The sequence below is a fragment of the Cupriavidus sp. 05L411 genome, from assembly GCF_056398045.1.
In genome coordinates, this window is sequence record NZ_JBFTOQ010000008.1 from 1 (window position 1) to 13,501 (window position 13,501).

10 protein-coding genes are annotated in these 13,501 nt (G+C 65.2%); 8 read left to right on the plus strand and 2 right to left on the minus strand.

From position 1 onward, the window contains the following. The first annotated feature begins 362 nt into the window (after positions 1 to 362). Positions 363 to 1,319, plus strand: coding sequence for a DUF3047 domain-containing protein (locus AC1DQR_RS11320; RefSeq protein ID WP_416049766.1), 957 nt, complete (start codon positions 363 to 365; stop codon positions 1,317 to 1,319). Between the two features lie 7 nt (positions 1,320 to 1,326). Here the strand turns inward: AC1DQR_RS11320 and AC1DQR_RS11325 are convergent, their stop codons facing one another. After that, complete coding sequence (locus AC1DQR_RS11325) at positions 1,327 to 2,520, minus strand: M20 aminoacylase family protein (RefSeq protein ID WP_416049765.1); 1,194 nt, start codon at positions 2,518 to 2,520, stop codon at positions 1,327 to 1,329. Positions 2,521 to 2,831: 311 nt separating this feature from the next. On the opposite strand from AC1DQR_RS11325, the gene AC1DQR_RS11330 reads away from it, so the two are divergent. The 5 genes from AC1DQR_RS11330 to AC1DQR_RS11350 all read left to right on the plus strand — a co-directional run bounded on the left by AC1DQR_RS11330 (position 2,832) and on the right by AC1DQR_RS11350 (position 8,639). Further along, the gene (locus AC1DQR_RS11330; RefSeq protein WP_416049764.1) at positions 2,832 to 4,418 is read left to right on the plus strand and encodes an ABC transporter substrate-binding protein; all 1,587 of its coding nucleotides are present in this window, start codon (positions 2,832 to 2,834) and stop codon (positions 4,416 to 4,418) included. A 240-nt stretch (positions 4,419 to 4,658) separates the two neighbouring features. Then, positions 4,659 to 5,636 (plus strand): ABC transporter permease, encoded by a 978-nt coding sequence (locus tag AC1DQR_RS11335; protein WP_006163472.1) that lies wholly within the window; start codon positions 4,659 to 4,661, stop codon positions 5,634 to 5,636. Positions 5,637 to 5,640: 4 nt separating this feature from the next. After that, complete coding sequence (locus tag AC1DQR_RS11340; protein ID WP_150993204.1) at positions 5,641 to 6,558, plus strand: ABC transporter permease; 918 nt, start codon at positions 5,641 to 5,643, stop codon at positions 6,556 to 6,558. Between the two features lie 21 nt (positions 6,559 to 6,579). Then, complete coding sequence (locus tag AC1DQR_RS11345; protein WP_253930354.1) at positions 6,580 to 7,578, plus strand: ABC transporter ATP-binding protein; 999 nt, start codon at positions 6,580 to 6,582, stop codon at positions 7,576 to 7,578. Then, positions 7,575 to 8,639, plus strand: coding sequence for an ABC transporter ATP-binding protein (locus AC1DQR_RS11350; protein WP_416049762.1), 1,065 nt, complete (start codon positions 7,575 to 7,577; stop codon positions 8,637 to 8,639). The genes AC1DQR_RS11345 and AC1DQR_RS11350 overlap by 4 nt, the downstream gene beginning before the upstream one ends. A gap of 54 nt (positions 8,640 to 8,693) precedes the next feature. On the opposite strand, the gene AC1DQR_RS11355 is transcribed toward AC1DQR_RS11350, so the two are convergent. Next, positions 8,694 to 9,863, minus strand: a complete 1,170-nt coding sequence (locus AC1DQR_RS11355; protein WP_416049761.1) for an ABC transporter substrate-binding protein — start codon at positions 9,861 to 9,863, stop codon at positions 8,694 to 8,696. Between the two features lie 312 nt (positions 9,864 to 10,175). Here AC1DQR_RS11355 and AC1DQR_RS11360 point away from each other — a divergent pair, with 312 nt between their 5' ends. Next, positions 10,176 to 12,302: a molybdopterin-containing oxidoreductase family protein gene (locus AC1DQR_RS11360; protein ID WP_477133051.1), complete on the plus strand. Its 2,127-nt coding sequence runs from the start codon at positions 10,176 to 10,178 to the stop codon at positions 12,300 to 12,302. A gap of 5 nt (positions 12,303 to 12,307) precedes the next feature. Continuing rightward, the gene (locus AC1DQR_RS11365; protein ID WP_416049759.1) at positions 12,308 to 13,501 is read left to right on the plus strand and encodes an aminopeptidase; all 1,194 of its coding nucleotides are present in this window, start codon (positions 12,308 to 12,310) and stop codon (positions 13,499 to 13,501) included.

Here is a 13,501-nt window from a genome sequence, read left to right on the forward strand (position 1 = left end):
TCCCATCCCGAACAGGACCGTGAAACGACTCCACGCCGATGATAGTGCGGATACCCGTGTGAAAGTAGGTAATCGCCAGGCTCTCCCTTGAAACCCCCCAGTACGAAAGTACTGGGGGGTTTTGCTTTTGTGCGATCAAAAGCGCGATCGAAATAGCGCTGTCGCTACACCAGGAATCCCCGCGTCAGGGTACCCGAGCCTTCCTTCCCCCATATCCTTCTGTTACCGTTTGTCTCAAGCTCCGGCTTGGCCCGGCGTGACGCAGTTCGATGCATTGACGCAGTTCGAAAGATTGAAATAAGTCCGGGCCGATGCGCGCCAACAGGCGTGACCAGGCGGTGGCATCCAGGTTTGGGGGATGAATGGCGGCCAGATTTTGCCTGTTGGCACTGACCAGCGTGGTAGGTGCGCTTGCTTTGACGGGTTGCAGCACACTCGGAACGGCGTCCACGCCGCAGGGACCGATCCCGCTGTCGGGGCCCGGCGCCATGGCTGCGCTCTCGTCGAACGACTGCAGCAGTTTTGCGGCGCACATTGAGCAGCTCAGGCTAGCCGAACCGATGCAGACGCCGGTTTCCGCCGAGAGCGCAACAGCGGGCCTGATCGCAACGAGCCAGGACCCGGCCGAAGCCGATCATGCCGAGTCCAGCGAGCCGGAAGAGCCCCCTACGCTGAAGCGCCTGCCCTTGTTCTCCGCGGCACCAAGCGGGCTTAGCAAGCCGGCAGGCTGGCAGCCCTGGACCGTCAATCGCAACAAAATTCCCACGCGCTATACCCTGACAGAAGTCGACCAACGCATGGTGTTGCATGCCGAAGCCGACAGTTCTGCATCCGGGCTGTACGTACCACTGGTCGGGCGCGACCCGGGCATGCTGAACTGGACATGGAAGACGCGCGACGTCATCCGTAGCGCTGACAACTCACTGGCCCCGCGCGAAGACTCGCCGCTGCGCATCTTCGTCGCCTTCGATGGCGACAAAGGCAGCCTCTCGTTAAAGGATCAGCTGATGTATGAAATGGCGCGGCTGACAACGGGGCGCGAGATGCCCTATGCCACGCTGATGTACATCTGGGGCGGGCGCAAGCCTGAAGGATCCGTGGTGTCGAATCCGCACACCGAACGTGTGCGGATGATCGTGGTCGACTCCGGTACCCGGCATGCCGGCGAATGGCGTTGCCACCGGCGCGACCTGCGCGCCGACTATCGCAAGGCCTTCGGAGCCGATCCGGGCAAGGTGGTGGCGATCGGCCTCATGACCGATACCGACAACACCAAGAGCCGCGCCGAAAGCTGGTACGGCGACATCGCGCTGGACTGACGAGCGCTCAAGCCGGCGCGAGCCACTTCTCCGCCAGTTTCACGAAGAAGGTCGAGCCGACCGGCAGGATCTCGTCGTTGAAGTCGTAGCTGGGGTTGTGCAGCATGCAGGGACCAAGGCCGTGGCCGGCCTCGCGGTGTACGCCTTCGCCATTGCCGATGAACAGGTAGCACCCGGGCTTTTCCAGCAGCATGAAGGAGAAGTCCTCGGCGCCCATGGTCGGCTCGATCTTGCCGTCGACATTGCCCGCACCCACCAGCTCGCTCGCCACGTCGACGGCGAACGCGGTTTCCGCTGCGCTGTTGACAGTGGGCGGATAGTTGCGGTGAAACTCAAATTCAACGGTGCAATCGAAGGCGCTCGCAACCGCCTTGGAGACTTCCTCCATGCGGCGCTCGATCAGGTCCAGCACCGGCAGCGTGAAGGTGCGCACCGTGCCGCCGATCCAGACCTGGTCCGGCACGATATTGGTCGCATCGCCGCCATGGAACTGCGTGACCGAGATCACGGCGGCATCGATCGGGCGCTTGTTGCGCGTAATGATGCCCTGCAGCGCGGACACGATCTGCGCACCGGTGAAAACCGGGTCGTTGCCGTTGTGCGGCAAAGCAGCATGCGCGCCCTTGCCGCGCACGACGATGCGGAATTCATTGCTCGACGCCATCAGCGGGCCGGCGGTGGTGCCGAAGCTGCCGGCCGGCATGCCGGGCCAGTTGTGCATGCCGAACACGGCATCGCACGGGAAGCGCTCGAACAGGCCATCCTTGATCATCTCGCGCGCGCCGCCTCCGCCTTCTTCGGCCGGCTGGAAGATCAGGTTGATGGTGCCATCGAAATTCCGGTGCTCGGCCAGATAGCGTGCCGCACCCAGCAGCATTGCGGTGTGGCCGTCATGGCCGCAGGCATGCATGCGGCCGTCGTGCTGCGAGCGGTGGCCGAAGGTGTTGGCCTCCTGCAGCGGCAGGGCATCCATGTCGGCGCGAAGGCCGATGCTGCGCTTGCTGCTGCCGTTGCGAATCACGCCGACCAGGCCAGTGGTGCCAAGGCCGCGATGGACCTCGATGCCCCAGGCAGCGAGGTTCTGCGCCACCACGTCGGAGGTCCGTTCCTCCTTGAAGCAAAGCTCCGGATGGGCATGGATGTCGCGTCGGATGCTGCGGATTTCAGGCTGCGCCTGAAGAATTTCGGGGATGAGTGTCATGATGCCAGTTGAGGGCGATGGATACCCCGATCATACGACGCCTTAGTCCAAAGCGCCAAAACAGGCGCCCGGCAGGACACTTCCGCCACTTTCACCAGCGCTTGCGCAGCGCATCATCGCCAATCAGCGCGGGGGTTTCCCCGCATTGCCCCGTATGGTGCAGTGCTGGAACAGTTCATGCTTGATGTGCTTGCCTGGCAACGTTGCCGCTTGTTGCGTCCGTAGCCGCACCAAAATGCGGCGCCTGGCGCGATTTGCCTGCGCTGCCCTTAGTAGTCATTTGCTACATTTCTTCCCGGGAGAGTTGCGCGATGTCCCTTCGCACATGCAAGAAGGCATTCGGTGCCATGGTGGTAACCGCGGCCATGAGCTTCGGTTTTGCCAGCCAGGCCCACGCGGTCGATTTCAAGCTGGCCATGAGTTCGCCCCCGACCTCGATGGATCCGCACTTCTACAACCTGTTCTCCAACATCAACGTCTCCGAGCACATGTTCGAGTGCCTGGTGAAGATGGATGCGGACAGCAAGATCATTCCCGGCCTGGCCGAGTCCTGGAAGCTGGTGAACAACCTGACCTGGGAATTCAAGATCCGCAAGGGCGTGAAGTTCCACGACGGCTCGGAACTCACCACCGACGATATCGTCTGGTCGCTCGAGCGTCCGTCCACCATCCAGAACAGCCCGGGCAAGTTCGACGTCTACACCAAGGCGATCATCAACAAGAAGGTGATCGACAAGTACACCATCCAGCTCACCACCAACACGCCGTACCCGCTGATGCTGAACGACCTGACGTCGATCTTCATCGTGCAGAAGAAGGCCACGCAGGGCCTGACCTCGGACGACTTCGCGCAAGGCAAGGGCATGATCGGCACCGGCCCCTTCAAGTTCGTCAGCTACGCGCGCGACGACCGGGTCGAGCTGATGAAGAACCCCGACTACTGGGGCCCCAAGCCCGCCTGGGACAAGGTGACGCTGCGCTTCATCCCGAACCCGGCGACCCGCATGGCAGCGCTGCTGTCCGGCGACGTGCAGGCGATCGAGAACGTGCCGACGCCGGACCTGCCGCAGGTGCGCAAGGATCCGAAGCTGTCCTTCTTCTCCAAGATCTCGCACCGCGTGATCTACCTGTACACCGATGACAAGAAAGACAAGTCGCCTTTTGTCACCACCAAGGAAGGCGCGCCGATGGACAAGAACCCGCTGAAGGATGCGCGCGTGCGCAATGCCATCAGCATGGCCATCAACCGCCAGGGCATCAAGGACCGCCTGATGGAAGGCCTCGCCGAGCCGACCAACAACCTGGTGCCGCCCACGCTGTTCGGCTACAACCCGAGCCTGAAGACGGTCAAGTACGACCCGGAAGGCGCCAAGAAGCTGCTGGCCGAGGCGGGCTATCCGAACGGCTTCGGCATCACGCTGCACACGCCGAACAACCGCTACGTCAACGACGAGAAGATCGCTCAGACCATTGCGCAGAACCTGACCCGCATCGGCATTGCGACCAAGGTAGAGGGGATGCCGATGGCAACCTATTCTTCCAAGGGTATCAAGCACGAATTCTCGTTCGGCTTGCTGGGCTGGGGTGCGCAAACCGGCGAAGTGAGCTCGCCGCTGCGCGCGCTGCTGGCGTGCGAGGATCCGAAGAAGGGCTTTGGCACGACCAACTGGGGCGAGTACTGCAATCCCAAGATGGACGTGGTGCTGGAAAAGGCGCTGGCCACCGTGGATGACGGCGAGCGTTCCAAGCTGCTGCAGGAAGCTACCGCGATCGCCATCAACGATGGCGGTATCATCCCGATCCACCAGCAGGTGACCACCTGGGCCACCCAGAAGGGCATCACATACGTGCCGCGTACCGACGAACGCACGTACGCGCACAATTTCAAGCCGCAGTGAAGCGAAGGCCTGAGCAGTAGAGGTTAGAGGTGAGGCCGGGGAGCGCGACCACAATGTCGCGCTCCCCGGACACAAGATCATCTGCAGGTAAAAGCGGGAAGCGTCCGCGGTCTGGGTGGCCGCTTCCCGGCGAATCATCCCCGGACGGTAGCCGGGCCTAGCCACGAGCCGACTGCCGGTGCAGCCAGGCGGCGCCCACAGGCGCCGTGGCCTGTCATCGGCGAAGGAAAGCTTCCGAACATGCTGGTTTTCATTATTCGGCGCCTGATGCAGAGCGTAGTCGTGCTCTTCGTCATGTCGCTATTGGTTTTCCTGGGCGTCTTTGCCATCGGCAACCCGGTCGATATCCTGATCAATCCTCAGGCCGACCAGGAAGACATCAAGCGCACCATCGCGGCGCTCGGGCTCGACAAGCCCCTCTGGGAACAATACTGGATCTTCCTGCGCAACGCGCTGCACGGGGACCTCGGCACCTCGTTCGCGCACGGCACGCCCGCGCTCAAGCTGATCTTCGAGCGCATGCCAGCCACCATGGAACTGGCCGTGTGCGCCATCCTGCTGGCCGTGCTGCTCGGCATCCCGCTCGGGCTGTGGGCGGGCCTGCGTCCTGGCGGCGTGGCCGGCAAGACCATCATGGGTGTTTCCATCCTCGGCTTCTCGCTGCCCACCTTCTGGGTCGGGCTGATGCTGATCATGGTGTTCGCGGTGCAACTGGGCTGGCTGCCGTCCAACGGGCGCGGTGAAACCACCTCGCTGCTCGGCATCCCCGTCAGCTTCCTGACGGTGGACGGCCTGCGCCACTTGCTGCTGCCGGCGGTGACGCTGTCGCTGCTCAATATCGCCATGGTGATCCGTCTCACGCGGGCCGGCACGCAGGAAGCGATGCTGATGGACTACGTAAAGTTCGCGCGGGCCAAGGGCCTGTCGAATACGCGCATCGTGGGCGTGCACGTGCTCAAGAACATCATGATCCCCATCGTCACGGTGATTGCCCTGCAGTTCGGCTCGATCATCGCCTTTGCCATCGTGACCGAATCGATCTTCGCCTGGCCCGGCATGGGCAAGCTGATCATCGATTCCATCCAGTTGCTCGACCGCCCGGTCATCGTGGCCTACCTGATGGTGATCGTGACGCTGTTCATCCTGATCAACCTGCTGGTGGACATCATCTACAGCGTGCTCGATCCGCGCGTGCGTATCGCCGACAACAAGGGCTGAGCTCATGACAACCGCAACCGAAACCACCGCGGCCCCGCCGCTAGCCGAGCAGACCCCGCTGCGGCGCTTTGCCAGCCAGTTTTTCTCGAGCAAGATCGCCGTGACCGGCCTGACCTTGCTGATCGTCATCCTGCTGATCGCGCTGTTGGCGCCCTGGCTGTCGCCGCAGAACCCGTATGACCTCGCTACGCTCGACGTGCTCGATGCGCGCATGGCCCCGGGCGAACAGTCCGGCAGTGGCATGACCTTCCTGCTTGGCTCGGACGAGCAGGGCCGCGACATTCTCTCGGCCGTGATGTACGGCCTGCGCATCAGCATCGGCGTGGGCGTGGTCAGCACCGTGATCGCGCTGCTGCTGGGTGCCACGCTCGGCCTGATCGCCGGTTTCCTCGGCGGCCGCGTCGAGGCCATCATCATGCGCGTGGCCGACCTGCAGCTGTCGTTTCCGCCCATCCTGCTGGCGTTGATCCTGCTGGCGTTCCTGCGGCCCGGCATCGGCAATATCGTGATCGCGCTGGTGGCGGTGCAGTGGGCTTACTACGCCCGCACCACCCGCAGCGCGGCGCTGGTGGAGCGGCGCAAGGAATATATCGAGGCCGCCACCTGCCTGGGCCTGCCGCCGGGGCGGATCATGTTCCGCCATCTGCTGCCCAACTGCCTGCCGCCCCTGATCGTGATCGCGGCACTGCAGGTGGCGTCCGCCATCACGCTGGAGGCCACGTTGTCCTTTCTCGGCCTGGGCGTGCCCATTACCGAGCCATCGCTGGGCTCGCTGATCGCCAACGGACAGCAATACATGTTGTCCGGCAAGTACTGGATCAGCTTCTTCCCGGGCATTGCGCTGGTGGTCACCATCGTGGCCATGAACCTGGTCGCCGACCAGCTTCGCGATGTACTCAATCCGCGCCTGCAAACGCAGTAACGCAGCACGACAGGAGCGAACATGAGCAAACCGACCCTTGTGGTGGAAGGCCTCAAAACCCAGTTTTTCACGCGCGGCGGTGTCGCGCGAGCCGTCGACGATGTCTCGTTCTCGGTTGGCCGCGGCGAGATCATGGGCCTGGTGGGCGAGTCCGGATCGGGCAAATCGATGACCGGCTACTCGATCATGGGCCTGATCGATCCGCCCGGCAAAGTGGTGGATGGCCGCATCGAGCTGACCAGCCGCGACGGCGTCACGCGCGACCTGCGCAACCTCACGCCGGCGCAGATGCGCGATGTGCGCGGCAACCGCATCGCGATGATCTTCCAGGATCCGATGATGACGTTGAACCCGGTCCTGCGCATCGACACGCAGATGATCGAGGCCGTGCTGGCGCATGAAAAAGTCGACAAGGCGGTGGCGCGCGAGCGCTCCCGCAACGCGCTGGCCCGCGTCGGCATTCCTTCGCCGGACGAGCGCTTGCGCGCCTATCCCCACCAGTTCTCGGGCGGCATGCGCCAGCGCGTGGCGATTGCCATTGCGCTGCTGAACAAGCCCGACCTGATCATCGCCGACGAGCCCACTACCGCGCTGGACGTAACCATCCAGGGCCAGATCTTGTACGAGATGCAGAAGCTGTGCCGCGAGTCCGGCACAGCGCTGATCTGGATCACCCACGACCTGTCCGTGGTGGCCGGCCTGGCCGATACCGTGTGTGTGATGTACGCGGGCAAGATCGTCGAAGCCGGCGATGTGCGCCAGGTGCTGGAGCGGCCCGAGCATCCCTACACGCATGGCCTGATCAGCTCCGCGCCGTCGCGCAACCCGCGTGGCGCGCCGCTGCGGCAGATTCCTGGCATGACGCCATCGTTGCTGAACCTGCCGGCCGGTTGTGCTTTCCGCGAGCGCTGCGCTTACGCCACCGATGTGTGCAAGACCGCGCCGCCGCTCGACACTGCGGCAGACGGGCGCCGCCTGCGCTGCTTTCATCCGGTTCTCTCCCAGCAGGAGGCCGCATGAGCGCCGCCGTTGTTGATCCCGCCCTCGCCGCCATGACAACTGATTCCAGCGCGGAACCCACGCCCAACGCGCCCATCCTTGAGTTGCGAGGCGTGTCCAAGCGCTTCGTCAAATCGCTCGACGCCGCAGCCAAGATCGCCAACCTCTTCGGCGCTGGGGCGAAGGAGGAGGTAGTGCATGCGGTCGACCGGGTCGACCTGTCCATTCGCGCGGGCGAGGTGGTGGGCCTCGTCGGCGAGTCCGGCTGTGGCAAGTCCACGCTGGGCCGCATGGCGGTGGGCCTGCATTCGCTGACCGAAGGCTCACGCCTGTGGCGGGGCGTTGACCTGGACCGCCTGCCGCCGGAAAAGAAGCGCGAGAAGCAGCTGGCGATCCAGATGATCTTCCAGGATCCGTATGCATCGCTGAATCCGCGCCTGCGCGTGATGGATATCGTTGGCGAGGCGCCGGTCGTGCACGGCATGGTGCCGGCCAGCGAGCAGAAGCGCTACGTGGAAGACATGCTGGTGCGCGTGGGCATGGACCCCACCGTGCTGCGCCGCTTTCCGCACCAGTTCTCGGGCGGGCAACGCGCGCGCATCGGCATAGCGCGCGCGCTGGCGGTCAAGCCGGAATTCCTGGTGTGCGATGAGTCGGTGGCGGCGCTGGATGTCTCGATCCAGGCGCAGGTGCTGAATCTCTTCATGCGCTTGCGGCAGGACCTGAACCTGACCTACCTGTTCATCAGCCATGACCTGGGCGTGGTCAAGCACATCAGCGACCGGGTGGTGATCATGTACCTGGGGCGGGTGGTGGAGTCGGCGCCGGCGGAAGATGTCTTCGCCAGCCCCAACCATCCCTACACGCAGGCGCTGCTGGCCGAGGCCCCGAAGCTGGAGGTGGGCAAGAAGACGTTCGTGGCGATCAAAGGCGAGATTCCCTCGCCGCTGAATCCGCCGCCGGGTTGCCATTTCCATCCGCGCTGCCCGCATGCGATGCCGCGTTGCCGGGAGGAGCAGCCGTTGCTGAAGGAAATCGCGCCGATGCGGTTTTCGGCTTGCCACCTGAACGACATGGCGTAGGTGCTGTCAGCATCTGGCCCGTCTCACGCGTGCGCGAGACGGGCCATGTGCCCATCAGCGGATGACCTGCCCCCGCGAGTTGATGATGGTCATCTCGACAAATTTCGAGCCGACGTGGCTGTCCGGGCTGAAGTTGATGATGTAGCCGCCGAGGTCGACGTTTCTCATGCTTTCCAGCGCGGTGATCAGCTTTTCGCGGGTGAGGTCCTTGCCGGCGCGGCGCGTGCCTTCGACAAAGGCCTTGGCGGCGATGAATCCTTCGATGCTGGCGTAGTCGAACTCGTTGGGCTTGCCGGCCGCCTGCAGCAGGCGCAGGTATTCGCGCACCACCGGCAGCGTGGCATTGCCTGGGTGGGGCATGACTTGCGAGATGATCACGCCGCTGCCCTTGGCGCCGACTTCCTTGGCGAGTGCCTGGGTGCCGACGAACGAGACGTTATAGAACTGGCCATTGAAGCCGCGGCGCAGCGCTTCCTTTACGAAGGCACCAGTGGTCCGGTACGCGTTGATCATCACCACCGCGTCGGGCTTGGACTTCATGGAGCCCTGCATGGCGTCGCCGATCTCCACCGTATTGCGCACCACGCCCTCGCGGGCGACGATCTGCACGCCGCTGTCGGGCGCGGCCTTGAGGGCGCGCTCGAGCGCTTCCAGGCCGGCCTTGCCGTAGGCGTCCTCGTTGTAGACCACGGCGACCCGCTTGAGGCCGGTGACGCGGACCTGGCGCAGGATGGCCGCGGCTTCCTCGTTGAAGCCGGCGCGCACGTGGAAGGCATAGCGGTTGAACGGCTCGCGCAGCGACTGGGCGCCGCTGTAGGGGGCGAAGAACGGCACCCTGGCCTGGGTGGCCAGCGGCAGCGAGGCCTCGCCGGTCTCCGTGCCGACGTAGCCGAACAGCGCGAAGGCGTGGTCCTCGTCGATCAGCGCGCGGGTATTCTTGGCGGCGGATTCCGGCTCGTTGAAGTCGTCCAGCACCTTGAGCTCGATCTTGCGGCCATAGATGCCGCCGTGCTGGTTGATGTAGTCGAAGTAGAGCTGTGCGCCAGAATTGAGCTGCTTGCCTAGCATGGCGGTAGGCCCGGTGAGCGCAGCCGACTGGCCCAGCAGGATGGTGTCCGCGCTGACGCCGTTCTCGGCGCTGGCATTGGCAACGAATGAGCCGATGGCGCATGCCACCAGCAGGCCGGCAATGCGCCAGGCCCTGACCCCAGAATGCACTTGCATGGTTTCCCCGTGAAAAACGGTGTGTTCTTTACCCGTGAATGCCTTGCCGGTCTGTGCCGGCGCTGCCCTGGCGCCATCCCCTGGCGCAGCGTCGGGCTATCATAATCGAATACAATCGGAGCCTAACAATTTCCCCCGGCGGTGCCCGTCGGGGCGACGCCGGCATACAACACGCGACGCCACCAGGCTAGTCCGGCAACGGCCTTTCTGCACGGTGACCAGGCCCCGCCGCGTGTGGCCGCTCAGCCGCCCCAATGCTGCTGCCCCATGGCAGTCGCGCCGCCCGTCCCCAATTGCTTGCCAGGAGAATCCATGGCTTCCCGCATCGTCCGTGCCGCTTGCCCGCACGATTGTCCTGATACCTGTGCCTTGCTCGTCACCGTCGAAGACGGCCGCGCGACCAAGGTGGCGGGAGATCCCGACCATCCCGGCACCCAGGGCGTGCTGTGCACCAAGGTCTCGCGCTACACGGACCGCACTTACCACCCCGACCGCCTGCTGACGCCGATGAAGCGGGTCGGCCGCAAGGGCGAAGGCAAGTTCGAGCCGATTTCCTGGGACGAGGCGCTGGATACCGTGGCCACGCGCTTGTCTGCCATCGCCGCGCGCGACCCGCAGGCCATCCTGCCGTACAGCTATGCCGGCACCATGGGGCTGGTGCAGGGCGAGAGCATGGCGGCGCGCTTCTTTCACAAGCTGGGCGCCTCGCTGCTTGACCGCACGATCTGCGCCAGCGCCGGTGCCACCGCGCTGCGCTACACCTACGGCGCCAGCATCGGCATGGATATCGAGCATGTGCCCGATGCCAAGCTCATCATCATCTGGGGCGGCAACCCCATCGCCTCCAACCTGCATTTCTGGACGCGGGTGCAGCAAGCCAAGCGGCGTGGCGCCACCCTGGTGGCGATCGACCCGTACCGCTCGCTGACCGCCGAGAAATGCCATCGCCACATCGCCTTGATGCCTGGCACCGACGGCGCGCTGGCGCTGGCGATGATGCACGTGCTGATGCGCGACGACCTGCTCGACTTTGAGTACATCGCGAGCCACACGGTGGGCTACGAGGCGCTGCGCGAGCGTGCCCAGGCCTACACCCCGAAGCGCGCGGCCGAGATTTGTGGCGTCAGCGTGGACGACATCGAATGGCTGGCCGGCCTCTACGGGCAACTCGCGGTGCGCGAGCGCCAGCCGGTGGCGATCCGCCTGAACTATGGCATGCAGCGTTCGCACGGCGGCGGCCAGGCGGTGCGCGCTGTGGCCTGCCTGCCGTCGCTGGTGGGGGCCTGGCGCCACGCGGCCGGGGGCCTGCAGCTGTCCACGTCGGGCTTCTTCCCGGTGGACAACCTGGCGCTGCAGCGCCCGGACCTGCTGCCGGGCCTGCCGGCGCTGCCGCGCACGGTCAACATGAGCACCATCGGCGACGCGCTGCTGGATGCCGGTGACGGCGCGGGCAACCCGAAGATCGAGGCGCTGGTGGTCTACAACAGCAACCCGGTGGCGGTGGCGCCGCAGTCGACCAAGGTGGCCGAAGGCTTCGCCCGTGAGGACCTGTTCACCGTGGTGCTGGAGCAGTTCCGCACCGATACGGCTGACTATGCCGACATCCTGCTGCCGGCCACCACCCAGCTCGAGCACGTGGATGTGCACAAGGCCTACGGCCATACGTATTTCCTGGCCAACAACCAGGCCATCGCGCCGCTGGGCGAGGCCGTGCCCAACACCGAGATCTTCCGCCGCCTGGCCCGGCGCATGGGCTTTACCGAGCCGTGCTTTGCCGATAGCGACGAAGATATCGCCGCCCAGGCCATCGTGACCACGGACCCGCGCGCGGCAGGCATCAGTTGGGAGTCCCTCAAGGCACAGGGCTGGCAAAAGCTCAACCTGCCGGCGGCGCCGCTCGCCGAGGGCGGCTTTGCCACGGCCTCCGGCAAGTGCGAGTTCTATTCGGAGATCATGCGCCGCGACGGCCTCGATCCCTTGCCCGACTACGTGCCCCCGTACGAGACCCCCGCGACCGCGCCGGAACTGGCTGCGCGCTATCCGCTGGCGATGATCTCGCCGCCGGCGCGCAATTTCCTCAACAGCTCGTTTGTCAACGTCGACAGCCTGCGCGCCACCGAAGGCGAGCCGCACCTGGACATCCATCCTGACGACGCCGCTCCGCGCGGCATCGCCAGTGGCAGCATGGTGCGCGCCTTCAACGACCGCGGCAGCATGCTGGCGCGGGCCCGCGTGACCGACCGGGCCCGCCGCGGGCTGGTGGTGGGGCTGTCGATCTGGTGGAAGAAGCTGGCGCCGGATGGCAAGAACGCCAACGAGCTCACCAGCCAGCGGCTGACCGACCTGGGCCGTGCGCCGGTGTTCTACGATTGCCTGGTGCAAGTGGAAGCTGCGCCGGCCACGGCCACGGCCACGGCCGCCGCCGCTGCCACCGCCTAGCCACCATGAACCTGCGCCCGGCACGCACGCTTCAAGCCCTGGCTGCACTGGGGCTTGCCGCGCTGCTGTCCGGCTGCGACACGGTCGGCTACTACGCGCAGTCGATCGGCGGCCACCTTGGGGTGATGGCGGATTCCCGGCCATTGCCCGACGCCATTGCCGCGGCCCAGCAAGCCAAGGACACGCGGCTGGCTCAGCGCCTGGCTCTCGCCGGCACCATCCGCGATTTTGCCTCGCATGAGCTGAAGCTGCCGGACAACGGCAGCTACCGGCGCTACGCCAACCTGCACCGGTCGTATGTGGTGTGGAGCGTGTTCGCCACCCCCGAGCTGTCGATGGAACTGCACAAGTGGTGCTTCCTGGTGGTGGGCTGCATCAGCTACCGCGGCTATTACGCGCAGGCGGATGCCGACGGCTATGCGCAGGGCCTGCGCAAGGAGGGCCTGGAGCCGTATGTCGCCGGCATCCCGGCGTATTCCACGCTGGGCTATTTCGACGACCCGCTGCTCAATACCTTTGTCTACCAGCCCGAAGGCGAGCTGGCACGGCTGATCTTCCACGAACTGGCGCACCAAGTGGTCTATGTGCGCAATGACACCACCTTCAACGAATCTTTTGCCACCGCGGTGGAAACGGCCGGGGTGGAGCGCTGGCTGGCGCTGGCGGCGTCGCCCGATGCCCGCGCCAGCTACCGCCAATACGACCTGCGCCGCCAGCAATTTCGCGCGATGCTGCTGGACGCGCGCGATCGCCTCGATGCGCTCTATCACTCGCCCCTGTCAGACGATGCCAAGCGCGCGGGCAAGGCGGAAATCTTCGCCGGCCTGCGTGCGCGCTATGCGAAGCTCAAGCAAGAGTGGGGCGGCTACAGCGGCTACGATCGCTGGTTCGAGCGGCCGCTGACCAATGCGCAGCTTGCCGCGGTGGCGACCTACCAGCAATGGGTGCCGGCTTTCACGGTGCTCCTGGCGCAAAATGGTGGCGACTGGCCCGCGTTCTATGCCGAGGTCCGGCGCATCGGCGATCTGCCGCGCGCCGAACGCGATGCCCGCCTGCGCCAGCTGGCGCCGCCGGCCAGTGGCGGCGACGCGCTGACCGCCGGCGAGAGCGGGACCGCGGTAGGGGCCGCGATCGGCGCGGCACGCGCCAGCGGCGCGCCTGACACGCCATCCGCGCCCGCGGCGGGTGCCAAGCCCTGA

Excerpts from the sequence above, each read along its gene's own strand:
- AC1DQR_RS11320 (WP_416049766.1), top strand. The coding sequence starts at position 363 with ATGGCGGCCAGATTTTGCCTGTTGGCACTGACCAGCGTGGTAGGTGCG.
- AC1DQR_RS11325 (WP_416049765.1), bottom strand. The coding sequence starts at position 2,520 with ATGACACTCATCCCCGAAATTCTTCAGGCGCAGCCTGAAATCCGCAGC.
- AC1DQR_RS11330 (WP_416049764.1), top strand. The coding sequence starts at position 2,832 with ATGTCCCTTCGCACATGCAAGAAGGCATTCGGTGCCATGGTGGTAACC.
- AC1DQR_RS11335 (WP_006163472.1), top strand. The coding sequence starts at position 4,659 with ATGCTGGTTTTCATTATTCGGCGCCTGATGCAGAGCGTAGTCGTGCTC.
- AC1DQR_RS11340 (WP_150993204.1), top strand. The coding sequence starts at position 5,641 with ATGACAACCGCAACCGAAACCACCGCGGCCCCGCCGCTAGCCGAGCAG.
- AC1DQR_RS11345 (WP_253930354.1), top strand. The coding sequence starts at position 6,580 with ATGAGCAAACCGACCCTTGTGGTGGAAGGCCTCAAAACCCAGTTTTTC.
- AC1DQR_RS11350 (WP_416049762.1), top strand. The coding sequence starts at position 7,575 with ATGAGCGCCGCCGTTGTTGATCCCGCCCTCGCCGCCATGACAACTGAT.
- AC1DQR_RS11355 (WP_416049761.1), bottom strand. The coding sequence starts at position 9,863 with ATGCAAGTGCATTCTGGGGTCAGGGCCTGGCGCATTGCCGGCCTGCTG.
- AC1DQR_RS11360 (WP_477133051.1), top strand. The coding sequence starts at position 10,176 with ATGGCTTCCCGCATCGTCCGTGCCGCTTGCCCGCACGATTGTCCTGAT.
- AC1DQR_RS11365 (WP_416049759.1), top strand. The coding sequence starts at position 12,308 with ATGAACCTGCGCCCGGCACGCACGCTTCAAGCCCTGGCTGCACTGGGG.